We start from the raw sequence: 23,614 nt of genomic DNA on the forward strand, positions 1-23,614 counted from the left end.
TTACCAGGACAACCCTTTTTTATATTTGATCCGCTTTTTCTATGACAATCGTGAAGATGGTGCCTTGTTCATTGCTATCCTTAAGCACAAGATCTCCCTTTTGCGCTTTTGCGAGCATCTTACTGAATGGCAGTCCCAAACCTAAACCGCGTACCTTCAACTTTTTGTTTTCGCCTCGATAAAATGGTTCGAACACATATTGCTGTTCATGCTTTGGAATCCCCCGCCCGCTGTCCAGAACATCAATACAGATTCGTTCTTCATCCTTTTCATAAAGATGAATCGCTATTTTGCCTTTGCCGTCAAGTGCATGTCTGGCATTATTCAAAAGGTTAATGACGATTTGCTGCATCCGCAAAGAATCAATTTGACCAAAGACCGGTTCATCAGGAACGCTTATCTCCAAAGCGAACGCTTGATCATCATCTTGGGTCACCTGCCAGCGATAAGCGATTTCCTTGATGAATATATTGATATTCTCTTTTTGCACCCGGATTTTAAAAGCGCCTGCCGATATGGCATTATAATTGAGTAAATCCTCTATCATACCTTGTAAACGCTGAGTTTCCTTTAATGAAATATCGAGGAATTCCTTACTTTGCTCTCCCTTGACGACATCATCTTTCACTGCTTGTATCAGTCCGCTAATGGAAGTGACTGGCGTTTTCAAATCATGGGTTACGCCCGCGAGCAATTCCGCCCGCAACTTCTCCATGACCTTCAATCGATTGGTCATTTCCTTAAATGATTCTATCAGTTCATAGATTTCTTCTTCCTTGATTTCCTCTTCCTCTTTGAAATGGATATCATAGTTGCCTTCACGAACCTGGACCGCGGCGTTAGCTACGTCTTGGATGGGGCGCGAAATCTGCCTGGAAAGAAAATAAATGACGCCCGTTCCGAGAATCAGAAGTCCTCCAATCATTATCGCCAACAAACCATGATCTTGGTTGATTTCCTTCAATGCCCCTTCTTCCTGGGCAATGACCACCCAGCCTCTCGTCTCATCATTGAACGTAATGGGGGATTTGACGACATATACTTTGTTGTCGGAAATCTTGACTTTCTGGACCAACTCCGTATTTTTCATGATGACGTCCGGCAGTTTATTTTCATCCGGATCGATATACAACTGCGGCATTGTATATATGATGGTGGCATCGGGATCGACGATATAGATGATTGGCTGTTGATTCAGATGGAGGATTTTCTCCCGTTCCTCAACAATTTCCGAAAGGATCGGGCCAACGACAATCTGGCCATTTTCCTTTATCGCCCGATCGGATGTTTCATCCGCTAAGTACTTTAGAAGGCTGAGCCTATATTCCAAAGCCGTTTTTTCCATCCACCATAAGGAAAAAACAGATAATAATATCAAACCGGAAATCAAGGTCAATACGTATCTCTTTGTCCAATAGCGTTGTAAAGTGGTTCTTTTTTTAGTTTTCATAGACACTCAATTGATACCCCAATCCACGCAATGTTTTTATTTCCCCCTCTGTTACCGGCCATGCATCTATCGCCTTCCTGATACGTTTGATCGCCAGGTCCACCGCACGGTCACTGCCGTCATAATCCATGCCCCACACCTGGTCAAGCAGCTGTTCCCTCGTGAAAATTTGATTAGGGTGCTTAGCGAAAAAAACGAGAAGAGACAAATCACGCGGCGTCAAGTTTATCTCTTCCCCATTCAAATGCACCATATATGACAGATCATCGATGATTAAACTCCCAAACTCGTGTACATGACCATCTTCCGTAACAACCGATGATGATCTTCTTAAAACGGCATGCACCCGGGCCACGACTTCTTCAGCAACGAAGGGTTTGGAGATGTAATCATCCGCACCTGACTTAAATCCCGATAATCTGTAATCGACATCTGTCAGTGCAGTCAACATGATAACCGGACATGTATCGCCCTCCCGAATTTCCTTCAATATATCCCAGCCTTCCTTACCCGGCAGCATGACATCCAATAGGACAAGATCTGGCTTCGTTTCTTCAAACACCGGAATGGCCTTTAGCCCATCGTAAACTTGGACTACATCAAAACCTTCCCGCTCCAAATATGCTTTCAATACCATCGATATGGCAATTTCATCTTCTACTACAAGAATTTTTTTCATATATGGATTCCTCCTTCCTGAATTATAGTGGAATTATTTTGTATATGCTAACTATAAAAAAACACCAAGCCTTTTCCCTCAATTTTACCCTTTTTATGTGTCAGGATTATGTTCTCAGTAAAATTAACCGGTATTTTCACTTCGTAACTTTGTGTAAGTGATCTCGATTCATTTTAACAGGAATGCCGCTATGTGATCGTAAAAATCATGAGCTCCTCATTACACTCTAAAGAGGCTGGCTCTAAACTGAGCCAGCCTTTCAATTACATGTCTCGTGTGGATTGGGACAGCCCGCTTCCTGCCTTTCCACTTGGATCGTACTATGTTCAATTCCAAACTGATCATGAAGTAGTTTTTGCGCTTCTGCTAAAACTGAATCGTGATTACCGTTCTCATCTATGACAACATGGCAGCTCATTGTCAAAAAACCAGAAGTGATCGTCCAGATATGGAGATCATGAACATCGGATACACCGTCCAATTTTACCAAGGATGCTTTCACTTCATCCATATCGACTTGATCTGGTGTGCCCTCCATCAAGATATGGAAAGAATCCCTCATTACCCTAAAACCGCTGATAATAATTAAAATCGCGACTATGACGCTCGCAATCGGATCTGCAATTCCCCAATCGAAAAAATAAATCAAAAGTGCGGCCGCAATGGCACCCACAGATCCAAGCATATCACCAATGACATGTAAAAAAGCACTTCGCACATTCAGATTGTCTTCCTTATCTCCGCTCATTAAAATCCAGGCGGCAATGACATTAACAAGTAAGCCAATGATTGAAATCATTAGCATTCCCATGCTTTGAACCTCAGGAGGATCCAGGAACCTCTTAATTGCCTCAAAGAAAATGAATACGGATATGACGATCAATGTCAATCCATTCAAGCAAGCAGCAATGATCTCAAACCGTTTATACCCAAACGATTTGGACGATGTCGCTTTCCTTTCCCCCAACCTTATCGCTGTATAACTAAGCCCTAATGCTGCCGCATCGCTAAGCATGTGACCTGCATCCGACAGTAAAGCCAGACTATTTGTCAAGAATCCCCCAATGACCTCTACTATCATAAATGTGGAGATTAATAAGAAAGATGCCAACAATGCTTTTTTATTGTTAGAATGGTGGTGTCCGTGCCCATGATCATGGGAGTGACCATGATGATGTCCCATGCCATCCCTCCTCTCGATTTGAAACTTATATATAGTATGGGATAAATCCAGAATGGTTTCAAATGATTCACTTCAGGGATTTCACTGGCTGCAAAAAGAGCGATCAAACGGGCAGGAAGTGATTTTTTACTAAAAATAAAAATCGGACTTCAACCAATTCAAAGTAAAAATAAACGCTACAGACATTTCCTGCAGCGTCTTCCCCGTTTATTTTTCCTCTTGCATCGTATCATCGACAATGGCATACAGATCCTTATTAAACAATTCATCATTACAGACAAGACTATGCCGTTCCATCTCTTCCTGCTCTTGAATTACCTGTTCATTTTCCTTCATGACCTACCTCCAGCTTCATATTGTTTGCCTATTAGCGTATCCGCAGGCATGTACCTTTATGCTCAACATTTCCCCAACCTTCATCTTTTATAAACGTCTTAGGCCTGCTGCCCGCCATGGAAGGCACGTATAATGAATTCATGCTCTGGAACTTGTAAGCTTTGGTACGATGACAGGAACGATGTATTATCATAGGCCACTTTTTCAAGCTTTACCTGAATACCCGCATTTTCAATTGAAACAATGGCATAAGGAGCAACTGGTTCACCATTACAGCCAAGAGAACCAGGGTTCAGGAATATCGTTCGGTCATTTTTATAAAGGTGGATAGGATGATGGTGTCCGAATCCTATTAAATCGTGATGCTGATCTTTGAAAAGCATTTCCAAGTTATTTAAACTCGGTTCAACGATTTTACTATATGGATTTTGGCTTATGTGCTCATCCAATTTCTTCGGTTCCATGTGATAATGGGTGAAGTAAACGGAGTGATCATTAATGATATGATGTATGGTTCGAGGCAATTTTTCCAATTCATTTATGAATTTCCGCTGCATCCTTTCAGCTATCCATTCATGATGCTCCTTAACATGAATATGTCCGTCCGGATGCGGCTCCCCGTTAATGATGGCCAGGACAGCTTCATCATGATTTCCAGTTATCATCGATAAATCATTTCTTGAAAATAAAAGTTCAAGGACTTCATTTGTATCCGGGCCAATCCCAACCATATCTCCCAAACAATAGAGACGATCTATTTCTTCCCTTTGATCAATATCCCTAAGGACGGCTTTTAACGCTGAAGCATTACCATGCACATCCGTTATAATGGCAACTTTCATGACTTAATTCAGCTCCCTTCCTCCACAATCCACATGGTATATTATAACATTCAAAACGAAATCAAAAAAATATTCGGGCTTAATCCCTTGGTTTGCCCACGCCCATTTTTTATGAATAAGCAAACACTTCGGCCTAGAATACATAGTATGAAGTATTCCCGGTAAAGATGTTTTGCTAGGTATGTAATTCATAATATATATGAGGAGGAAATCAAATGGGTGGAAATGGTAATGAATGTTGTGGCGGCGGTTTCGATAACGGATTCGCTTTGCTGATCGTATTATTCATCTTGCTGATCATCATTGGATGCAGTTGGGGATTCGGCGGCGGCTTCGGCGGATGCTGCTAATAATGACATAAATCAAAAAGGCGCCTGTTCATGGCGCCTTTTTTGTTATGGATTGACTTTTATTTTTTCTCTTTGCTTTTGTTTTCGAGTCTTCATAATGAACCAAATGACTATAAGTGCAATGGGGATAAGCAAGAAATTCGCATATTGTGAAAAGATGGCTCCCGCCTGCTCCCATCTAGGTCCTAACTTAAACCCTAAATAAACATAAACGCTTGTAACAGGAAGCATCGCCATATAGGTATATAAGATGAATTTCCAAATATTCATTTTCAATATTCCACATGGCAGCGACACGGCGGTACGAATACCTGGTACAAACCGTCCAAAGAAGGCAATTCCCCCACCATACCTTTCAAAGAAGCGGTCAGCTTTGTTCAACTGCTCATCTTTGATTAAAAAGTATTTTCCAAACTTTAATACAAGCGGCCTCCCGCCATACTTGCCTAAGGCATAAAGCGTCAATGGTCCCGTTACCCCACCAAGCGAACCGGCAAGGATAGTCAAGTATAAATTCAAATCACCTTGATAAACCCAGTATCCTGCCAGTGGCAAAACTATTTCAGCAGGAATGAATTCAAAAGTCAAAGCTAGTAAAACACCGAAATAAGATAAAGATTTAAACGCTTCAATCATATCCATTATTAAAGTTTCCATTGAGGTTTCCCCTTTTCTAACTTTTATTACATATAAAAAGGAGTGCACCAAAATGAATCCGGGCACCCATGATGTCAAAAAGGACATTTTACATTGTATCACAAGTTAACCCGCAATTTTTCCGTAATGTTATCCTAAAACAATGTTCTTATGGAGTCCATGTTTTGTTATCGGGCTATTTACTACAGAACTATGCTTGTATGAAGAACGATAATAGAATATCAGATGGCCCCGAAACGAAAAAAACTTGAGGACGAATTGACCTCAAGCATTCGATATAGTTAACCAAGTGAATAGCCCCTAAATAGGTAGATAGGTAGATATGTACACATAACAAGATCGGTACCCTTAGTTCTCAAATCATAAAAGGGGCAGAGAGCCTGCTCAATCCATCCTCCATTTGTTTTTTCGCATCTTTCATCATGCCATCAAGTAATTCCTTTACCGTGGGTATATCGTCAATCAATCCGGCAACCTGGCCGCTGTTCATAAAACCATTGGTAACATCCCCATTCATCGCTCCATTAATATGATGGACTTCAGAGGTCATTTCACGATAATTCACAGGAGACAGACCCTGCTTCTCCAGATCCAGCACTTTCTCGGTATATGGGTCCTTCAATACCCTTCTGACCTGTCCAAATGATCTGCCCAAAATTACTGTATCATTGCCCATCGCTTCGATTAGTTTCTGCTTATATGACGGATGGAACGGTGCTTCTTGTGTAGCAATCAGCCTGGTTCCCAATTGGACGCCTGAAGCTCCCAGCATCAATGCAGCTGCCAACCCCTGCCCATTGCCTATTCCTCCAGCGGCCAGAACGGGAAGCTTCACATGCTTGCTGATTTGCGGAATGAGTGTAAACGTCGTCATTTCCAGGTTCGAGTTGATGCCGGCGGCTTCAAACCCTTCTGCCACCAGCACATCTGCCCCTGCTTCTTGCGCTTTTTGTGCGTGCTTGACCGACGCAACGATGGCAATCACTTTTATATTCTTTTTTTGCAATAGTGGAATGAAAGGGGCAGGATTCCCTGCAGATAAGGAAACTACAGGTATATCATGCTTCAGGACAAGATTCACTAATTCATCTGTATATGGACTAACGTTTATTGGAATGTTCAACGCAAAATTGTTATTGGTTTTATCTTTGGTTTCGAGAATGATGGCTTCTACCTGTTCAGGAGTCATGGTACCGCACCCTATTGTTCCCAGGCCCCCTGCATTGGATACTGCAGCCGCAAGACTTGCATTGCTTATATTCCCCATGCCGCCTTGAATAATTGGATATTTTATCTCAAAAAGTCCACAAATATATTTCACTTTCATCCCTCCCAGTCAATTTAATGTTATACTATATTCATTAGAAAAACAATTCTGACTTTTTAAAAAAAGGAGCGAGACTATGATTATTCCGTACAATAATAAAAAACCATCCATTGATGATACCGTTTTCGTGGCACCCGGCGCTCATTTAATCGGTGATGTTTCGATTGGGAAAGACTCGACCATTTGGTTTAATTCCGTACTGCGCGGTGATGAAGATTCAATTACAATAGGAGAAAAATGCAGTATTCAGGATAATTCCACCATTCATTTATTTGAAGGATGCCCGGTTGTCATTGAAGATGAAGTGACGGTCGGTCACAATGTCATCCTGCATGGCTGTAAAATAGGCAAACGCTCCATTATTGGTATGGGTTCAACGATATTGGATAATGTAGAGATCGGCGAAGAATGCATCGTCGGAGCGAACACATTGATTTCCTCTGGCAAAATCATACCTCCACGTTCATTGGTCATTGGTTCCCCGGGAAAAGTGGTTCGCCGTTTGAATGATAAAGATCTTGAATTGATCCAACTTTCCATCGATACATATGTTCAAAAAGGGAAAGACTTCAAAGAGATACTCGATTAATTATTGCAAGGAATTTGAAAAGAGCTCCGGCCAGTCGTCGTTATGGCTGGCTGAAGCTCTTTTTCACTTAATGATGAGTGGATGGTCCTTGGCATCATAGGTTTCATCTTTCCGACATAAATCATTGTTTTCCTGAAAAACGCTTTCAAAGAAACGGCTTGCTGGTTCAGCCAAGACTTGATAATATTGGCTAAATAAAAGAGCAGCATGATTCCCATTCCACTTAGAAGGCAGAAGTTCCTTTGGCAGGCCCGGATCGATGAATAAAAATTTACGGTATTCATGCACCAAGTTCGTTCGTTCCACAAAACAATCTGCATCGGACATTTCGCCCCTGCTAATGATGCTTTGATGAACGATGAATTGTTTACTGTATTTCTCGATGAATTCTTCATATTTATTTTCAATCTCTTCTAATTGCCAGCTCTTCTCTACAAGCGATTGGTTTTCTTTTGGACCTTTGTACTCCGAGATGAAAAAATCAACATATTCATCTATGTCATATTTCTCGATCAAGCGATTGATTTGCTTTTCCAAATCATTGGGGGAAATCCAGCAACCACTTGAAAAACTGCCAAACCCGCTCCATAATAATTCTTTGCGGAGATCATCCCGTAATTGCCGCTTATCTTCAGGGATCGTGTACATTAAGATGCGCCATTTACCATCCCATTCATTCGGTTTCATCTTATATATGCGATTGGCCGCTTCATCCATTCTCTGCACACCGCGATCAGTCAAAAAATAATAGCTTTTATTTCCCTGCTTCTCTGACTGAATCCACCCTTGCTTGACCATTCGTGAAACGGCTACACGAACGCCCTGCTCATTATGGCCGAATTCCTTTAACAAACGAATTAAACTGCCTATCCAGATTTTACTTCCATAGTTACGGATATAATCGCCGTATATCGTAAAAATCATGGATTGTGTATTAGTACCTATCTTTCTCACCTCGTCCTAACATTGTTACTATTTTCACACGGAAGACATAATAATTATTATATCTTTTTAAAATGAAAGCGCAATATTATTCACCAGTAAATCGCGCTTTTCTCCGTTCACTAAATGCCAGGAGCGCTTCCGATCTATCTTGAGTCGGAATGGTCAATTCATAGGCTTTTCCTTCTATGGCCATTCCCGTTTGCAAGTCCGTATTCATTCCTTGGTCAATCGCATATTTGGCTTGTTTGACTGCAATCGGCCCATTCTTCATGATAGTGGCTGCCAATTCCTCACAGGCTGACATTAGACGATCCCTTGGTACGACCTTCAAAAGGATCCCTAATTGACATGCTTCTTCCGCAGTCAATTTTTTAGCGGTGAAGATCAATTCCTTGGCCTTCATTTCCCCAATCAACCTCGGCAGCCGCTGTGTACCGCCTGCTCCCGGAATAATGGCCCAGCTAGTTTCAGTGAGCCCCAAAGAAACACCTTCCGCAGCAATTGCAAAGTCACATGAAAGCAGCCATTCAAATCCTCCCCCCAATGCATATCCATTGACGGCAGCCATTGTCGGCTGCGGAAGCCCTGCGATACTATTAAAAACATCGCGAATCGCTTTAACGTTCCTTCTTACTTCGGCATCATTCAAAGACTTCCTTTCTTTCAAATCCGCTCCCGCGCTGAATGCTTTTTCCCCTGCACCGGTGAAAATGACGACACGGATATCGCCGTCATAATAAACGGCATCGACGACTTGCTGCAGTTCACAAAGTGTCTCATAGTCGAAGCAGTTCAATACGTCGGGCCGATTCACTGTTATATAGCCGATTTGATTTATCACTTTATAAATAACCTTGGACATGAGTCTCCTCCCCTTTTTGAAAAAATGACCCTTATGCAGATAAAATTAATAAGGGCCATACGCTTAATCATTCTTTATCGATATTTTCTATAATGGCGGATATGCCTTGGCCGACGCCTACACACATCGTCGCAAGGCCATAGCGTACTTTCCGCTTTTTCATTTCGTGGACGAGTGTTGTTAAAATACGCGCCCCGCTTGCACCGAGCGGATGGCCAAAAGCTATTGCCCCGCCGTTGACATTCACTTTCTCCTGATCCAATTTCAATTGGCGGATGCACTCCAAGGATTGGGAAGCGAATGCTTCATTCAATTCCACCAGCCCGATGTCTTCAATCGTCAAACTTGCCCTCTCCAATGCTTTTTTAGTGGCATGAATCGGGCCAAGGCCCATAATGGACGGTTCCAAGCCCGCTACCGCCCCTACAACATATTTGGCCAGAGGCTTCAATCCAAGCTCCCGTGCTTTTTCTGCACTCATCAAAAGCAGTGCCGAGGCTCCATCATTTACACCTGAAGCATTACCGGCGGTTACAGTGCCGCCTTTAAAGATCGGTTTGAGTTTTTCCAGCTTTTCGATGGTCGTGTCAGGACGAGGGTGTTCATCCTTCTCGATAATGACCTCATTCCCTTTTCGATCCGTATATCGAACAGGTACGATTTCATTAATGAAACGCTCATTTTCCACTGCGTTTTTCGCCCTTTGCTGGCTTTGATAAGCGAATTGATCTTGGTCCTCCCTTGAAACAGAAAAACGCAGGGCGACGTTTTCAGCCGTTTGAGGCATGGAATCCGCACCATACATTTCTTTAAGTTTCTCATTCGTGAAACGCCATCCGATCGTTGTATCCTGAAGCTCCATTGACCCCCGCGGAAATTCACTTTCAGGTTTGGCCATGACGTACGGCGCCCTTGTCATGCTTTCAGTACCCCCTGCGATATAAATATCGCCTTCACCGACTGCAATGGAGCGTGCAGCATACATGACGGCATCCAATCCGGATCCACATAAACGATTTATTGTCGTTCCAGCTACATTTACCGGAAGACCAGCTAAGAGGGCGGACATCCGGGCCACGTCGCGATTATCCTCTCCCGCTTGATTTGCATTCCCGAAGATGACATCCTCAATTTGATCAGGCGGCAGCTCTGGATTGCGATCTATCAGCGCCTTGATTACAATTGCGCCGAGGTCATCCGGGCGAACGCTTTTCAATGCGCCTTTATATCTTCCGATTGGTGTTCTCACAGCATCAATGATCACAACATCCTTCATTTCCTCACCAGCTCGCCGTCTTTTGTATAATCGTACACACCTTTACCAGACTTACGGCCGAGCCTGCCAGCTTTAACATACTGTTCAAGGAGGGGAGCCGGGCGGTATTTCTCACCCAGTTTACTATGTAAATATTTTAAATTATTCAAGCGGGCATCCAATCCCACCAAATCACCTAGCTCAAATGGTCCCATTGGGTAATTCAGCCCTAACTTTATTGCCTTATCGATTTCTTCTGGTGTTCCTAAGCCTTCTTGAAGCATAAAGAACGCTTCATTACCTACCAAACAGCTGATCCTGCTTGTAACAAACCCAGGGAATTCATTTATGACCACGGTCTCTTTCCCCATTTTTTCGGCTACCTCTTTTATTATGGCTGCCGTTTCATCGCTTGTTTCAAGACCACGTACAATTTCAACGAGCGGCATTTTTTGTACAGGATTGAAAAAATGCATGGCAATCGTTTTTTTGGGACGCTTTCCATAAGAACCAATTTCCGTCGGACTCATCGTAGAAGTATTGGTTGCAAAGTAACAATCTACTTTTGCATGGATTTCAATCGTTTCGAAGACTGCCCTCTTGATTTCCGCCTTTTCCGGAACTGCCTCTATGATCAAGTCGGCATATGCTGCTGATTCTTTCAGATTGGCAGAATAGGTAAATCTGCTTTTTGCAGCTGCCGCTTCTTCCTCGGTAATCTTTTGGTAGCGCAAACCCTTTTCAAAAATGGAATCGATTTCGTTTCTAGCACTTTCCAAAGCATCCTGATTCACATCCACCAATATTACATTAAAGCCCCCTATTGCTCCTACATATGCTATTCCCCTGCCCATGACACCAGATCCGACGACCACTAGATTACTAATCATTCGTTCATTCCTCCTTCAAAAATAAATAGGGCTGGCTGTGGGTGAATCAGATAAGCATTCAACCATACCTGAATTACTTTTCCGACATACCGTTCAGCCAGCCGTCTATTTTATTGTTTTATTGAATTCCAAATGGATTTAACGGACGGCTTCCATGATAGGAAATGATGCTTTTCGTTTCTGTATAAAGATCAAGTGTCTCAATGCAAAGTTCCCGGCCGAATCCTGACTGTTTATACCCTCCGAAAGGTGTTCCAGGAAATGCGGAGAATGGGCAATTCACCATGACGATTCCCGCTTCTATTTGATTGGCCACTCTAGTCGCACGCCCGCCATCTTTTGTCCAAAGGGCTGAACCCAAACCGAATTCCGTATCATTCGCGAGCCTCACAGCTTCTTTTTCATCTTTGAATTTCATTATGACAACGACCGGCCCGAATATTTCCTCTTTCACTACATCCATTTCATGATTGACATTCGCTATGACCGTCGGCTCATACCAATAACCGTTTTCGAAACCTTCAATGACCGCTGGCTTTCCTCCCGTCAGGATCTTCGCTCCATCAGTAATGGCAGATTGGACATAATTGTCGATGACATCCAATTGCCCTTGATCTATGACTGCACCGATGTGTGTTTCTTTGTCGAGCGGATTGCCCAATTTCAATTTTTTCGTCTTTTCTACGAATCTGGCAACGAACTCATCGTATATGTCTTCGTGAACGTATAAACGGGATCTAGCTTCGCAAGACTGCCCAGTATTATAGAAAATTCCATATAATGATCCATCGATGGCTGCTTCAAGGTCTGCATCTTCAAAAACAATATTAGGGGACTTGCCGCCAAGCTCCAATGTGACCCTTTTTAATGTCTGTGAAGCCTTGCCCATAAGATCTCTGCCGATTGGCGTAGAACCCGTGAAGGCCACCTTATTCACTTTCGGATGCTGAACAAGGTAATTCCCTACGTCCGATCCAGGACCTGGAATGATATTGACCACGCCTGAAGGAACACCTGCTTCTAAACAGATTTCCCCTAAAACAATGGCCGTCAGCGGCGTTAACGAGGCTGGCTTAACGATCACTGAACAGCCAACCGCGATTGCAGGTGCAATTTTCCACGCAGCCATCATCATAGGGTAATTCCATGGGATGATTTGGGCACAAACGCCTACTGGCTCTTTTTCCGTATAGTTATGGAATTGACCAGGCACATTATTCACAGATCCGCGGTGTGCAACTAACGCTCCTGCATAAAACTCGAAATCTTCAATTGCCTGCATGACTTGGCCTTGCGCTGCAGAAATGGATTTGCCGCTGTTCAGGACTTCCAATTCAACCAATTCATTAAAGCGTGAACGCATGATCGCTGCAATTTTGTTCAAAACACGAGACCGTTTGTTAATCGGAGTCCTCTTCCATTTCCCGTTATCAAATGCTTCACGTGCAGCTTGAACAGCCTTTTCTGCATCTTCCTTGGTCGCCTTTGCAACCTTGGCAATGATTTCACCAGTCGCAGGATTGTACGCATCAATCGTGGAACCATCCGAGCTTTCCACTCTTTCTCCATTAATGATCAGATGATAATAATCACGCTTCATTTCCGCTTTTTCAAATGCCGCCTCTTGTACTCTAACCATGTAATCCCACTCCCTTTTCTATATTACTTGCCTATGAATTGAGCTTTCCTTTTTTCAGTGAATGCTGTCACACCTTCTGCATAATCCTTCGTTAAGCCAGCAATGCGCTGACCCTCCGCTTCTTCTTTTAAGTATTCTTCCAATGAAAGATGATAGGACGCCTCTAAGTATCTTTTGATTAATCCGATTGCCTTCGTTGGTTTGTTTGCGATATTCTCTGCAAAGGCTTTCAATTGCTCGTTCCACTCATCCACACCGATCACTTTTGTAGCGAGCCCGATATTTTTCGCCTCGCCAGCCGTAACCTTTTCGCCCAATAAAGATAATTCCAGGGCCTTTGCATGACCAACGATTCGAGAAAGGTAATACAGATTCCCCGAATCAGGAATCAATCCAATATTGAGAAAAGCATTTAAAAAACTGGCTTTTTCAGAAACAAGCCGAAAATCGCATGCCAGCGCCAGGCTGAAGCCAGCACCTGCAGCCACCCCATTGACTCCTGCAATGATCGGTTTTTCACAGTTTGCTATTTGCTCCATCATCGGACCGTAATCCTCACGCAGCTTCTGGCCTAAATTCATGCCCTCATCAACATCCGATAAATCCTGCCCCGAACAAAATGCCCTGCCTTCCCCAGTAATGATAATGGCCCGGACTTCATCTGCCTCCGCGGATATTTTGATCGCTTTCTGTATTTCCTTATTCATTTGGGACGTAAAGGCATTTAGTTTATCAGGACGGTTCAAAGTAAGCCAAGCAACTCCATTTTCAACCCTATATTTGATCGTTTCGTACATAGAGCACCCCTTATCCGCCTGTGAATTTTGGCTCCCTTTTTTCAACAAATGCTTTCATTCCTTCTTTTTGGTCCTCTGATGCGAAAAGGATATAGAAATTCTTCCGTTCAAATTGCATGCCCTCATTTAAGGGATAATCAACGGCCTTATTGATGGATTCTTTGATCAGCCTTACAGCTAACGGGGGTTGATTTGCTATCTTTCTAGCAAAGTCAACCGATTCTTCCATTAACAATTCAGGTGCGACGATCTTATTAATGAAACCATATTGCAGGGCTGTCTTTGCCTTTATCCTTTCAGCCGTCAATATCCATTCAAGTGCCTTCGTCTTGCCTACCAATTTCGTCAACCTTTGGGTCCCTCCTGCACCAGGCATGACCCCCAGTGTCACTTCAGGAAAGGAAAACTGGGTATCACTGGCGGCAATCAGGAAATCACAGGATAAAGCAAGTTCAAAACCGCCGCCGAATACAAAACTTTTCACCGCACCAATCACAGGCTTCTTGACTAGGCTTATTCGGTCCCAATCGGCAAATTGGTTCGTTAACTCCATACTGATTGGATCATCGTTCACCATCTCGTCAATATCAGCTCCAGCGGAAAATGCTTTTCCATTGCCCGATAGCAAAATCACCTTCACTTGCGGGTCCCGGTCGAATTCTTCCATGGTTGAAACTATTTCCCTAACCATTATCCTGTTAAGGGCATTAAGTTGCTTAGGCCGATTTAAAGAGATATAACCAATTCCATCCGAGATTGACGTTTCGATGAATTGAAGCGCATTCATTTTATTTCTTCACCGATCATCATCGTTACAAGTTTCCCGGCAAAGCCCATTAGGTCTTTCCCTGATGCTTTTCCTTCCGGGGAACGCATTCCTTGTTGCAATGCATCATGGTCTTCATAATACATTTCACAAAGAATGTAGTACTCAGAGTCTTTGCCCATTGGGGTCCCTACAATTTTAGTGACCTCCATTTTTTGAAGACCAGGAATTTTTTCCGTTATCGGACCATGTACATTGAAGTAGTGCTCATCGAATTCTTCCTTGTTTTCAGGTTGTTTATAAAGGGCGATTAGTTTTACCATTTTAGAAAACCTCCATTTTATAAGATTATTTTTATCATCGGTTTCATCGCTTCGAACGGATTTTTGCATGCCTTACAATATAAAATGCTGCGGCAGGCCGTTGGACCGAAGATATTTTCCATCGTGACATATGTCGATTCACAATATGGGCAATCCACATGCCATGATCCATCACTTTTCATTTGTCGAGGAGGAGGGGAGATTCCGAAAACCTTCAATCCAGCTTTCCCCTTTTCCGTAATTCGATCGGATGTCCAGGAAGGGGAACGTAAAAATTCCACACTTACATTTTTTACGGCAGGCAGCTGTTTAAGGGCTGTTTCCACATTTTTTTGAATGATCGACAATGCCGGGCACCCAAGAAAAGTTGGCAGCATTTTTACCGAAACGTCCTGGCCCGAAACCGTCACGTCTTGGACCATCCCTAAATCCAGAATACTTACTGTATCGATTTCGGGATCTTTAACGTCTTCCAGGAGCCTATATATTTCTTCTGTGTTTAACTGTACGGTCGCCATGGTACCCCTCCCCTTTCTATTGATTCACCATGAAGCTGCTTTATCGCTTGCGTATACTTCGCTTAACGTTTCTAGCGCCTTTTCCAAATCTTCCGTATGCTGGCCATTGCGGCCATCACCTCTTGCCATCCCTATTTGAATCGTTTCTGCCAAGCCGACACTTTCAAAAATTGGTGTGATGGCCTCGATCCATTTTTTTTGTAAAACAGCTTCGCCCTCTATCAAGCCGAGCTCCACCATTTCCTCCCCATATTGTCCAAGTGAAAATACGCCAGCAAAATCGTGCATTGTTTTACCGATCGCCGCTTTCATTCTCGAAACCGCTTCCAAGTGACCAGATCCCAGCAATTGGACGAACCAGGTTTTCCAGTGCATCAAATGATAGTAAAGTTCCATCTGTACCTTTTGTGCCACTTCAGCAAGCGGTTCATATGAACATGAATGAAGGGATTGAACCTTAATTGCTTTGGCTTGGGTATAAAAATAATTCCGCACTACCGCAAACGCCCAATCATAATCCGGGTCTTTCATATAGTGACCAGGACCATTGACCAATTCGAGAATGATCGCATTGCGCCGTTCCTTGGCGGGACGGTCATGAGCCAGCTTATCCGCATCCCCTTCACCGAGTTCATCAAGTAACTTATAATAAATGGCTGCATGCCCCATCGTGTCTTGGGATATCGAGGCGGATGCAACATCTTCTTCGATATGCGGTGCGAGTCCCAACCATTCTGCACCACGGTATGAATGGATGAAGTCATCGTCTGCCAGTTGAAGCAGCAATTCCTTGATTGCGATGTCCTTCAATGATTCATTCCTCATTTTTCACACCTCCAGCCCAAGACATTATCTCTTTTTCATCGAGCATTCCCTGCTCATACTTCCGCCATTTTTTCTTTAAATACCCGTACCCTTTTGTGGTCCTGTAGTCTTTATTATCGATACGTTGAAGCGTTTTCTTTTCCTCGGCCGTCATTTTCCGTATATTCCGTCTTTTCACGACCCAGATATCATCAACCGCTTCACGTCTCATGAAGTTTTCTTGTGCCATCATGATGGCGATATCCTCATTCGGGGCGAGCAGGCTGAAGTGGTATTGAACGGGTGATGATTGCGTTTTACGGCTGAATACTTCAAATTCTTCAAAGTAATTTCCTTGTCTAGTTTCCATATCGTCCTCCCCCTCCCTTAAATGACCTTTGGCGCCAATGCCTCGCGTACCCATTTATTTTTTTCATAAGAATTTCTTCGAAGACTTAAGCGATCCTGCGAACGGGGACCTTCATTCCTTGCGAACACCTTCAATTTCCCCCAATCGGGTTGTTGGTAAATCCAGGTTTCAGACTCTTTGTCAAACCTAAGCGATTCATCTGGAATGCTGAAGCCAAGCGAAAGGATCCGCTTCACATATTTGGAAAAAAAAGCTTGTCGAAGTTCTTCATTCGTACTGGTTCTGATTTTGTACTTAATCGTTATATCCTGTTTGGATGTGCCCACTTCATTCTTACTGGGAGGTCCAAAGAAAAGTAATAAAGATTCCCACCAATAATTGATGGAGTCTTGAACCAATTTCCTTTGTTCTTCCGTCCCTTCAGCCAAAGCCATGATTATCGCTTCACCATGCTGCGCGTGAAAAACTTCTTCCGCGCAAATCCTCTGTAATGCCCGGGCATAAGGCCCGTATGAGGCACCAAGCATGTTAGTCTGTGAAATGATGGCTGCACCATCAACCAGCCAGCCAATCAATCCAGCATCGCCCCATGATTTGGCTTCCATATGGAAAACATTATGAAACTTTAAATCTCCTTTAAACAAATCTTGCATGAGGTCATCCCGTTTTTTACTGTAAGGCTTTAGCAAATCCTCGGCGACGCGAAGCAATAATTGCCCATGCCCCATTTCATCCTGCACTTTTGCCATGATTCCAAGTTTCCTATTTAAGGTCGGGGCTTTAGGTACCCATTCCTTTTCTGGAAGCGCCCCCATGATTTCACTGATTCCATGCATAGATATTAATTTGATTAAAGTGCCCCGGTATTCTTCCGGCATCCAATCATCCGCCTCTATCTTTTCTCCCGCTTCGATTCTGGCAATGAATTGATTTAGCTTTTCTTCCCCTGCCATATCATTTAAAAGAACGTTCATCCAAATCACCTCTTTTTTCAAATATAACGTTTATATAACGTTATTATATTTTACTGTTATACTTAATGCAAGACTATTCTGTCTTTTTTTAAATAAAAGGAAATTTTCTGGGTTTCTTTGAATCTTTTAATCCACTAAAACTTTAAAGGGCGAAGTTTCCACTTTGATGGAATCTGTCGGACAACCCTCCACCGCATCATCCAGATCATCAAAGAAACCTTCCGGGACCTCTGCAGTTCCTTCATTTTCATCCAGGATGACAAATGCCACTCCCTCATCATTGTAATCAAAGATTTCTGGTGCAGCGGCATCGCATGCAATGCAGGTTTCTTGATCCACAACTGTATATTTTGACAAGAGGCCCTCCTCCTTCTCCATTTCATGATTGGCTCCATCTTCTCTTCCATTAAGAGATAAACCCATATTTAAACACGATTGCATCCGCTTTATGTATGGCGTTTACTTGTTCGATTTCTTCAGCTCCACTTATTCCAATCGATACTTCAGCTGGAAAGAACTGAACGACAGAATCGTCCGGTTTCCACATCCATATTCATGAGCATGGAATTTACAAACGAATGACTTCATCCTTCCGCTTATCAACGACACGAATCGCTTTTCCTTCTGAACGGGGAATGCTTTTTGGGATGTTGACAACAATATCCATCGTGACAAGACATGCGGATTTCAAATGATGCTGAATCGTTTTCCTTAATATCTCTACATTCCCATGCGTTAAGTCTTCTTCAATCTCTTTGTAGAAACCGCTTTCAATTTCAATGTGCAGTTCAACACCATCCATATTTCCCTTCTTAACGAGATGAATCTGATAGTGCGGCACAATTCCCTCCATTTGGAATAACACACGCTCTATTTCAGATGGAAATACATTCACTCCCCTGACTATGATCATATCATCCGTTCTGCCCTTAACACGGGACATTCTAGTTGTCGTACGCCCGCATTTACACGGTTCATGTGTAATTGAGGCGATGTCCCCTGTACGGTAACGAATGATTGGGAGCGCTTCCTTTGTAAGGCTGGTGAATACAAGTTCCCCATCTTCGCCGTCCTCAACCGGTTCAAGCGTGTCCGGGTTAATGACCTCGACAAGAAAATGGTCTTCTGCGATATGCAGTCCATCCTGTGCTTCATGACATTCAATCGCCACTCCCGGCCCCATGATTTCACTCAATCCGTAAATATCGATGGCTTTCAATTTCAGTTTCCTCTCAAGTGTTGCCCTCATTGCCTCCGACCATGGCTCAGCTCCAAAAATTCCGTACTCAAGCCCATTATCAGCAGGATCAATTCCCATCTCTTCCATCTTTTCAGCGATATTCAAAATATAAGTAGGGGTTCCGCAAATGCCTCGCGGTTTAAAGTCATTGATGATCGTAATCTGCCTATCGGTATTCCCCCCTGAAATGGGTACTGTCGCAACCCCTAGCTTTTCTGCCCCGCAATGCAAGCCCAGGCCCCCTGTAAACAGACCATATCCATATGCGTTATGGAAAATATCTGACTTGCGGCCTCCTGCAGCTACAATTCCACGTGCGACGATTGTTGCCCAGATTTCCAAATCATTTTTCGTATACCCGACAATTGTAGGCTTTCCGCTCGTTCCGGATGAACCATGAATGCGTGTTACATCCTCCATCGGAACGGCAAATAAACCGAATGGATACTGATCACGAAGCGTCTGTTTTTTTGTAAAGGGAAGCTTTATCACATCGTTTAGAGTTTGAATATCTTCTGGTTCCAGGCCCATCTCCCTAAACTTTTCTCTGTAATAAGGTACATTTTCATAAACATGGCTAATCGTTTTTTTAAGGCGTGCCATTTGTAAACTTTCCATTTCAGCACGCGAAGCCGTTTCAACTTCCGGATTGTACATTTTTTCAGTCCCCCTCAATTTTACTATTGTCCCACCGACATTCATAACAGTAATAAAACGGAGAATAAATTATTGTTATGATTTAGTTCAAGATTAATACGTCATTTCTACGTTGTCAATCATGTTTTTATAATTCAGATAAAATGACTGAATAGACAAAATACCAATTTACTAAATTTTCAGACTATGTTAATTTTAACAACGATATATCATTTTATCAAACACTCGTTTTAAAAACGTACTATATTAAAAGGGGGGATTACTATGGAATCATAGGCTAAACTTGAGCATTCACCATCAGGACATGACAGAGGAAATAAGTATCGTCAATTAATTGAAACGGAAGAATTCAAGGAACTAATCCAAAGGAAAAAGCTTTCATGTACCTGTCACTCTCCTCTTTCTTGCTTTTTATTTTGTTCTGCCAATTTTAGCTGCTTATAGCGAAGTGCTGAAAGGCGAAGCCTTCTTCCATATTACTTGGGCTTGGGTATACGCACTCCTCCAATTTGCCGTCGTATGGATAAAAAAAGCAGCGAAGTACGACAAGATGGCAAAAAAAATCTTGAATAAATATGAGAAGGAGCTTGGCGAATGAGCCTTTTATCCCTCACGCTTTTTTTGGGCATCATCTTGTTAACGATTACTATAACCTATTACTCTTCTAAGAAGACGAAAAATGCCAGTGACTTTTATACGGCCGGCGGCGGATTGACAGCATGGTAGAATGGATTGGCCGTGGCAGGTGACTTTATGTCAGCCGCATCTTTCCTCGGAATTACGGGGGCAATCGCACTGATTGGTTTTGATGGCTTTTACAGGAGCATCGGAAACCTTGTTGCCTTTCTTGTCTTATTGTATCTAGTATCGGAACCACTACGCAATCTAGGTAAGTTTACGCTGGCAGATATGATTTCAGCACGCTTCAAATCAAAAAAAGTGCGAGGGATAGCTGCGGCTAACACACTTGTCATTTCAATCTTTTTCATGATTGCCCAACTTGTCGGTGCAGGAGGATTAATTAAACTCTTGCTCGGCATCGATTATTGGCTATCCGTTCTGCTTGTCGGTGTACTGATGACGATTTATGTGATTTTCGGAGGGATGACAGCGACAAGCTGGGTGCAGATCACCAAAGCAGTGCTCTTGCTAGGCGGTTCTAGCGTGTTGACGTTCATCGTATTTTCGCGTTTTAATTTCAACATTTCAGAAATGTTTCATCATGTCCAAACTGCAACACCGCTCGGAAAGGATTTTTTGGATCCAGGAAATAAATACACCGATGGACTCGACATGATTTCATTCAATATGTCGCTTGTCCTTGGAGCAGCCGGCCTTCCGCATTTACTCGTCCGCTTCTTTACAGTAAAGGACGCAGCTACTGCAAGGAAATCCGTCGTATATTCCACATGGTTTATAGGGGTATTTTTCATCATGACGATTTTCCTTGGTTTCGGGGCTGCATCTTTCGTCGGGTTTGAGCGGATCGTCGATGCAAACCCAGCTGGAAACATGGCCGCTCCATTACTTGCATTAACCATAGTCGGTGAATTTTTATTCGCATTCGTTTCTGCTGTAGCATTTGCCACGATTTTACTGGTTGTATCAGGCCTTGTTTTAACGTCGGCATCCGCTTTTGCACATGATATATATGGTGAAATCATCAAGGATGGAAATATTACGGGAGTACAGCAAGTACTCGTCGCCCGATTGGCTTCTGTCGGCGTAGCGGTCATTTCGATTCTACTTGCTTTATTCGCACAATCAATGAATGCGCTTTTCTTTCAGTCCTCGCGCTTGGGATTGCTGCCAGTGCCAATTTACCGATCATCCTTTGCACAATATATTGGAAACGCTTCAACTCTACCGGAGCGATCACAGGAATGTCATTCGGTTTACTCAGCTCCATCATACTGGTCATGCTTAGCCCCAATGTATGGAATCCGGAACCTGGAATGGGGATTTTCACGGGCGATCCCCTCTTCACGATGAGTAACCCGACCATTTTCACCGTGCCGCTCGGCTTTATTGGAGCTTATTTAGGCACAATCTTGTCAAAGGCAAAAGATGAGGAAAACAGGTTTGCTGAAGTACTGTTCAAATCAAACACCGGATATGGGATAAATTCAGCAAAAGACCATTAATAAGGGGGATTTCCATGACCGCACATTTAGATAAGGATATTCACGAATTGCATTACGATGAAATCAAACAAGTACTGGTCGACGAACCATATGCTTCTTTTCTAGGGATGAGATTGATGAAACTCGGTCCCGGCACAGCGGAAGCAGAATTGATTCCAAGTGACCACATGCTAAATAGCCACGGAACGGTTCATGGTGCCATTATCTTTTCACTTGCTGATTACGTTTTCGCAGCAGCCAGCAATTCATATGGCAAAGTAGCGGTTGGCGTTTCAAACAACATCAATTTCTTATCAGCTGGCAAACGGGGTGAAACTTTAACTGCCAGAGCGAAAGAGATCAAGAAAAACCATAAACTGGCCTGGTATAAAATAGACGTGTTAAATGAAAGGGAATTGATTGCAACCATGGAAGCGATGGTATTCAGGAAAAATCAATATTTCGTTGACCAAGTTGAATAAGTAACGTTTGAAAGCGGACATGCAATCCATAAGTCCGGTTTCCTCTCCCTTGATTTTCCAAGGATACGTAGAAAAAAAAAGGGGGATTCCCGATTGGAATCCCCCCTCCCCTATTTTATAACCCTTCTTCTAGTTATTGACCGTAATACTGTTACCTATCACGATTAACGACTCGCCGCACTCCCGTTCACTTATCCCATCCGTCTGATAAGCGATTTTCCCTCTTTGCCTTCCCGATGATCATGGCCAGATTTGCTGAAATCCACATGGACATCCATTATTCAAAGAGACCGTTGTGATGCTACCATTTTCTCCTTCTTTCCTACATATACATCAAGCGCAGCCTGCAAAGCCTCTCCCCGATTAACTTGAAACCCCTGGCGCAATAGGACAGCTTCCAAGGAGGCCAATACAAACAGGATATTTTCTTTCCTGCAACTGAATCCCATGGTCCCGATTCTCCAGATTTCCCCGTGAAGCGGACCAAATGAGGAAGCGATTTCGATGCCAAATTCATTCAACAGCATGTCTCTTACAGCTTCACCATCGATTCCTTTTGGAATTTCAATGCAAGTTACACACGGAAGTTTGTTTTTCCCATCCCCGAATAACATTAGTCCCATTGCCTTGATCCCTTCAACGAGAGCAGCTTCGTGGAGTTCATGACGGGCAAAGCGCGTTTCCAGACCTTCTTCGAGCACAAGGCGCAATCCTTCACGTAACGCATAAATCATGGAAGTTGCTTCTGTATGATGATTCAAACGACGCGGTCCCCAATAATCCTGCAGCATACTTAAATCGAAATAGTTACTGGCGATCGGACGGCTGAGCGAAACCTGTTGGTTGTCTTCATCTGTGGCAATACCACGTTCCACCTTTTTGCGGGACTGGATGATTTCTTCTATTCGCTCATTATACGTAATCGGTGCCATACCGGAAGGAACGGACAAGCATTTTTGTGTCCCTCCTATCAATCCATCAATACACCATTCATCCACCTTAACATCGGTGCCCCCGATGGAGGCAACCGCATCCACAACAAGCAGGACACCCAATTCACGGCAGGCCCGACCGATTTCCTTCAAAGGCTGCATACAACCAGTGGAGGTTTCCCCATGCACGATTGCTGTTATTTTTGGGGAGACTTTCTTGATTTCCGCAATGACTGCTTGCGGTTCGAACACTTCTCCCCAAGGACATTCCATCGTATGGACTTCAGCTCCGTATCGCTCACAGATTTCCACCAATAAATGACCGAACCTGCCGAATATAGGAACCAGGACCTTATCCCCCGGCTCAATGATGCTGCATAGAATCGCTTCATTACCGGATCTTGAGGTGCCATCTATCGGGAACGCCCATTTATTTTTCGTTTGAAAAACCAAACGCAGCATTTCCATCACTTCATTCATGATAGTGGTGAATGCAGGATCGAATTGCCCTAATATCGGTGTGCTCATCGCCCTTAAAACACGCGGGTCAACTTCGACCGGTCCTGGTGTCATGATCGTTCTCATCGGTGCATTCAATTCTGTATATGCCATTTTTACCAACTC

The 23,614-nt window shown here is 43.3% G+C and carries 26 protein-coding genes and 2 pseudogenes; 5 read left to right on the forward strand and 23 right to left on the reverse strand.

Features of this window, described 5'->3' with window-relative positions:
• Positions 1 to 19 precede the first annotated feature (19 nt).
• The 5 genes from AC2YHV_RS13245 to AC2YHV_RS13265 form a co-directional block, all read right to left on the reverse strand.
• Entirely contained in the window at positions 20 to 1,450 is a 1,431-nt protein-coding gene (locus tag AC2YHV_RS13245) for a HAMP domain-containing sensor histidine kinase (protein ID WP_223255832.1), read from the reverse strand.
• The gene (locus tag AC2YHV_RS13250; RefSeq protein WP_057275726.1) at positions 1,440 to 2,129 is read right to left on the reverse strand and encodes a response regulator transcription factor; all 690 of its coding nucleotides are present in this window, start codon (positions 2,127 to 2,129) and stop codon (positions 1,440 to 1,442) included. Before AC2YHV_RS13250 ends, AC2YHV_RS13245 begins: the two co-directional genes overlap by 11 nt.
• A 259-nt stretch (positions 2,130 to 2,388) precedes the next feature.
• Complete coding sequence (locus AC2YHV_RS13255) at positions 2,389 to 3,312, reverse strand: cation diffusion facilitator family transporter (RefSeq protein ID WP_057275725.1); 924 nt, start codon at positions 3,310 to 3,312, stop codon at positions 2,389 to 2,391.
• 207 nt (positions 3,313 to 3,519) lie between these two features.
• Positions 3,520 to 3,648 (reverse strand): hypothetical protein, encoded by a 129-nt coding sequence (locus AC2YHV_RS13260; RefSeq protein WP_255256801.1) that lies wholly within the window; start codon positions 3,646 to 3,648, stop codon positions 3,520 to 3,522.
• A gap of 98 nt (positions 3,649 to 3,746) precedes the next feature.
• Positions 3,747 to 4,490: a metallophosphoesterase family protein gene (locus AC2YHV_RS13265; protein ID WP_098865927.1), complete on the reverse strand. Its 744-nt coding sequence runs from the start codon at positions 4,488 to 4,490 to the stop codon at positions 3,747 to 3,749.
• A 215-nt stretch (positions 4,491 to 4,705) separates the two neighbouring features.
• Between AC2YHV_RS13265 and AC2YHV_RS13270 the strand changes: the two genes are divergently transcribed.
• Complete coding sequence (locus AC2YHV_RS13270) at positions 4,706 to 4,840, forward strand: YjcZ family sporulation protein (protein WP_063577172.1); 135 nt, start codon at positions 4,706 to 4,708, stop codon at positions 4,838 to 4,840.
• A 45-nt stretch (positions 4,841 to 4,885) separates the two neighbouring features.
• Here the strand turns inward: AC2YHV_RS13270 and AC2YHV_RS13275 are convergent, their stop codons facing one another.
• Both AC2YHV_RS13275 and AC2YHV_RS13280 read right to left on the reverse strand, forming a co-directional pair.
• On the reverse strand, positions 4,886 to 5,497 hold the full coding sequence (locus AC2YHV_RS13275; protein WP_063577173.1) for a DedA family protein: 612 nt from the start codon (positions 5,495 to 5,497) through the stop codon (positions 4,886 to 4,888).
• 355 nt (positions 5,498 to 5,852) lie between these two features.
• Positions 5,853 to 6,818 (reverse strand): NAD(P)H-dependent flavin oxidoreductase, encoded by a 966-nt coding sequence (locus AC2YHV_RS13280; RefSeq protein WP_487373375.1) that lies wholly within the window; start codon positions 6,816 to 6,818, stop codon positions 5,853 to 5,855.
• Positions 6,819 to 6,900: 82 nt separating this feature from the next.
• Between AC2YHV_RS13280 and AC2YHV_RS13285 the strand changes: the two genes are divergently transcribed.
• Entirely contained in the window at positions 6,901 to 7,413 is a 513-nt protein-coding gene (locus AC2YHV_RS13285; protein WP_487373376.1) for a gamma carbonic anhydrase family protein, read from the forward strand.
• 63 nt (positions 7,414 to 7,476) lie between these two features.
• Here the strand turns inward: AC2YHV_RS13285 and paaX are convergent, their stop codons facing one another.
• From paaX to AC2YHV_RS13360, 15 genes are all read right to left on the reverse strand, one after another.
• Positions 7,477 to 8,358: a phenylacetic acid degradation operon negative regulatory protein PaaX gene (gene paaX, locus AC2YHV_RS13290; RefSeq protein WP_095391064.1), complete on the reverse strand. Its 882-nt coding sequence runs from the start codon at positions 8,356 to 8,358 to the stop codon at positions 7,477 to 7,479.
• 85 nt (positions 8,359 to 8,443) lie between these two features.
• Positions 8,444 to 9,220 carry an enoyl-CoA hydratase-related protein gene (locus AC2YHV_RS13295; protein WP_487373377.1) on the reverse strand — a complete coding sequence of 259 codons (777 nt, stop codon included), beginning with the start codon at positions 9,218 to 9,220 and terminating at the stop codon, positions 8,444 to 8,446.
• Between the two features lie 67 nt (positions 9,221 to 9,287).
• Positions 9,288 to 10,496: an acetyl-CoA C-acyltransferase gene (locus tag AC2YHV_RS13300; protein WP_034314894.1), complete on the reverse strand. Its 1,209-nt coding sequence runs from the start codon at positions 10,494 to 10,496 to the stop codon at positions 9,288 to 9,290.
• Entirely contained in the window at positions 10,493 to 11,365 is an 873-nt protein-coding gene (locus AC2YHV_RS13305) for a 3-hydroxyacyl-CoA dehydrogenase (protein WP_487373378.1), read from the reverse strand. Before AC2YHV_RS13305 ends, AC2YHV_RS13300 begins: the two co-directional genes overlap by 4 nt.
• 118 nt (positions 11,366 to 11,483) lie before the next feature.
• Entirely contained in the window at positions 11,484 to 13,004 is a 1,521-nt protein-coding gene (locus AC2YHV_RS13310) for an aldehyde dehydrogenase family protein (protein ID WP_048678761.1), read from the reverse strand.
• Positions 13,005 to 13,027: 23 nt separating this feature from the next.
• Complete coding sequence (locus AC2YHV_RS13315) at positions 13,028 to 13,801, reverse strand: enoyl-CoA hydratase-related protein (protein WP_487373379.1); 774 nt, start codon at positions 13,799 to 13,801, stop codon at positions 13,028 to 13,030.
• 10 nt (positions 13,802 to 13,811) lie between these two features.
• Positions 13,812 to 14,588 carry an enoyl-CoA hydratase/isomerase family protein gene (locus tag AC2YHV_RS13320; RefSeq protein ID WP_278089099.1) on the reverse strand — a complete coding sequence of 259 codons (777 nt, stop codon included), beginning with the start codon at positions 14,586 to 14,588 and terminating at the stop codon, positions 13,812 to 13,814.
• Positions 14,585 to 14,890 (reverse strand): EthD family reductase, encoded by a 306-nt coding sequence (locus AC2YHV_RS13325; protein ID WP_034314904.1) that lies wholly within the window; start codon positions 14,888 to 14,890, stop codon positions 14,585 to 14,587. The genes AC2YHV_RS13320 and AC2YHV_RS13325 overlap by 4 nt, the downstream gene beginning before the upstream one ends.
• A 17-nt stretch (positions 14,891 to 14,907) precedes the next feature.
• The gene (paaD, locus tag AC2YHV_RS13330; protein ID WP_487373380.1) at positions 14,908 to 15,408 is read right to left on the reverse strand and encodes a 1,2-phenylacetyl-CoA epoxidase subunit PaaD; all 501 of its coding nucleotides are present in this window, start codon (positions 15,406 to 15,408) and stop codon (positions 14,908 to 14,910) included.
• 24 nt (positions 15,409 to 15,432) lie between these two features.
• A complete protein-coding gene (paaC, locus tag AC2YHV_RS13335; RefSeq protein WP_063577180.1) occupies positions 15,433 to 16,233 on the reverse strand; it encodes a 1,2-phenylacetyl-CoA epoxidase subunit PaaC in 801 nt (266 codons plus the stop codon).
• Entirely contained in the window at positions 16,223 to 16,582 is a 360-nt protein-coding gene (gene paaB / locus AC2YHV_RS13340; protein ID WP_034314912.1) for a 1,2-phenylacetyl-CoA epoxidase subunit PaaB, read from the reverse strand. The genes paaC and paaB overlap by 11 nt, the downstream gene beginning before the upstream one ends.
• A gap of 17 nt (positions 16,583 to 16,599) precedes the next feature.
• Positions 16,600 to 17,556: a 1,2-phenylacetyl-CoA epoxidase subunit PaaA gene (gene paaA / locus AC2YHV_RS13345; protein WP_063577181.1), complete on the reverse strand. Its 957-nt coding sequence runs from the start codon at positions 17,554 to 17,556 to the stop codon at positions 16,600 to 16,602.
• 126 nt (positions 17,557 to 17,682) lie between these two features.
• A complete protein-coding gene (locus AC2YHV_RS13350) occupies positions 17,683 to 17,913 on the reverse strand; it encodes a ferredoxin (protein WP_487373381.1) in 231 nt (76 codons plus the stop codon).
• Between the two features lie 49 nt (positions 17,914 to 17,962).
• Positions 17,963 to 18,103, reverse strand: a complete 141-nt coding sequence (locus AC2YHV_RS13355) for a hypothetical protein (protein ID WP_156404294.1) — start codon at positions 18,101 to 18,103, stop codon at positions 17,963 to 17,965.
• A gap of 21 nt (positions 18,104 to 18,124) precedes the next feature.
• Positions 18,125 to 19,453 carry a phenylacetate--CoA ligase family protein gene (locus AC2YHV_RS13360; protein WP_106026698.1) on the reverse strand — a complete coding sequence of 443 codons (1,329 nt, stop codon included), beginning with the start codon at positions 19,451 to 19,453 and terminating at the stop codon, positions 18,125 to 18,127.
• Between the two features lie 376 nt (positions 19,454 to 19,829).
• Between AC2YHV_RS13360 and AC2YHV_RS13365 the strand changes: the two are divergent.
• From AC2YHV_RS13365 to AC2YHV_RS13375, 3 genes and pseudogenes are all read left to right on the forward strand, one after another.
• Positions 19,830 to 20,051: pseudogene (locus AC2YHV_RS13365) on the forward strand (DUF485 domain-containing protein); the annotation flags it as partial.
• A pseudogene (locus AC2YHV_RS13370) lies at positions 20,048 to 21,597 on the forward strand (solute symporter family protein). The pseudogenes AC2YHV_RS13365 and AC2YHV_RS13370, both read left to right, overlap by 4 nt.
• A 14-nt stretch (positions 21,598 to 21,611) precedes the next feature.
• Positions 21,612 to 22,058 carry a PaaI family thioesterase gene (locus AC2YHV_RS13375; protein WP_487373382.1) on the forward strand — a complete coding sequence of 149 codons (447 nt, stop codon included), beginning with the start codon at positions 21,612 to 21,614 and terminating at the stop codon, positions 22,056 to 22,058.
• Between the two features lie 281 nt (positions 22,059 to 22,339).
• Here the strand turns inward: AC2YHV_RS13375 and AC2YHV_RS13380 are convergent, their stop codons facing one another.
• On the reverse strand, positions 22,340 to 23,602 hold the full coding sequence (locus tag AC2YHV_RS13380) for a pyridoxal-phosphate-dependent aminotransferase family protein (protein WP_487373383.1): 1,263 nt from the start codon (positions 23,600 to 23,602) through the stop codon (positions 22,340 to 22,342).
• Between the last annotated feature and the right edge of the window lie 12 nt (positions 23,603 to 23,614).

Source organism: Peribacillus sp. SRI_006 (assembly GCF_057586375.1).

Coding starts and splice junctions, on each gene's coding strand:
- AC2YHV_RS13255 (WP_057275725.1), bottom strand. CDS start 3,312: ATGGGACATCATCATGGTCACTCCCATGATCATGGGCACGGACACCAC.
- AC2YHV_RS13270 (WP_063577172.1), top strand. CDS start 4,706: ATGGGTGGAAATGGTAATGAATGTTGTGGCGGCGGTTTCGATAACGGA.
- AC2YHV_RS13250 (WP_057275726.1), bottom strand. CDS start 2,129: ATGAAAAAAATTCTTGTAGTAGAAGATGAAATTGCCATATCGATGGTA.
- AC2YHV_RS13275 (WP_063577173.1), bottom strand. CDS start 5,497: ATGGAAACTTTAATAATGGATATGATTGAAGCGTTTAAATCTTTATCT.
- paaC (WP_063577180.1), bottom strand. CDS start 16,233: ATGAGGAATGAATCATTGAAGGACATCGCAATCAAGGAATTGCTGCTT.
- AC2YHV_RS13260 (WP_255256801.1), bottom strand. CDS start 3,648: ATGAAGGAAAATGAACAGGTAATTCAAGAGCAGGAAGAGATGGAACGG.
- AC2YHV_RS13265 (WP_098865927.1), bottom strand. CDS start 4,490: ATGAAAGTTGCCATTATAACGGATGTGCATGGTAATGCTTCAGCGTTA.
- AC2YHV_RS13315 (WP_487373379.1), bottom strand. CDS start 13,801: ATGTACGAAACGATCAAATATAGGGTTGAAAATGGAGTTGCTTGGCTT.
- AC2YHV_RS13285 (WP_487373376.1), top strand. CDS start 6,901: ATGATTATTCCGTACAATAATAAAAAACCATCCATTGATGATACCGTT.
- AC2YHV_RS13380 (WP_487373383.1), bottom strand. CDS start 23,602: ATGGCATATACAGAATTGAATGCACCGATGAGAACGATCATGACACCA.
- AC2YHV_RS13310 (WP_048678761.1), bottom strand. CDS start 13,004: ATGGTTAGAGTACAAGAGGCGGCATTTGAAAAAGCGGAAATGAAGCGT.
- AC2YHV_RS13245 (WP_223255832.1), bottom strand. CDS start 1,450: ATGAAAACTAAAAAAAGAACCACTTTACAACGCTATTGGACAAAGAGA.
- paaA (WP_063577181.1), bottom strand. CDS start 17,556: ATGAACGTTCTTTTAAATGATATGGCAGGGGAAGAAAAGCTAAATCAA.
- AC2YHV_RS13375 (WP_487373382.1), top strand. CDS start 21,612: ATGACCGCACATTTAGATAAGGATATTCACGAATTGCATTACGATGAA.
- AC2YHV_RS13305 (WP_487373378.1), bottom strand. CDS start 11,365: ATGATTAGTAATCTAGTGGTCGTCGGATCTGGTGTCATGGGCAGGGGA.
- AC2YHV_RS13355 (WP_156404294.1), bottom strand. CDS start 18,103: ATGTGGAAACCGGACGATTCTGTCGTTCAGTTCTTTCCAGCTGAAGTA.
- AC2YHV_RS13295 (WP_487373377.1), bottom strand. CDS start 9,220: ATGTCCAAGGTTATTTATAAAGTGATAAATCAAATCGGCTATATAACA.
- paaB (WP_034314912.1), bottom strand. CDS start 16,582: ATGGAAACTAGACAAGGAAATTACTTTGAAGAATTTGAAGTATTCAGC.
- AC2YHV_RS13320 (WP_278089099.1), bottom strand. CDS start 14,588: ATGAATGCGCTTCAATTCATCGAAACGTCAATCTCGGATGGAATTGGT.
- AC2YHV_RS13325 (WP_034314904.1), bottom strand. CDS start 14,890: ATGGTAAAACTAATCGCCCTTTATAAACAACCTGAAAACAAGGAAGAA.
- AC2YHV_RS13300 (WP_034314894.1), bottom strand. CDS start 10,496: ATGAAGGATGTTGTGATCATTGATGCTGTGAGAACACCAATCGGAAGA.
- paaD (WP_487373380.1), bottom strand. CDS start 15,408: ATGGCGACCGTACAGTTAAACACAGAAGAAATATATAGGCTCCTGGAA.
- AC2YHV_RS13360 (WP_106026698.1), bottom strand. CDS start 19,453: ATGTACAATCCGGAAGTTGAAACGGCTTCGCGTGCTGAAATGGAAAGT.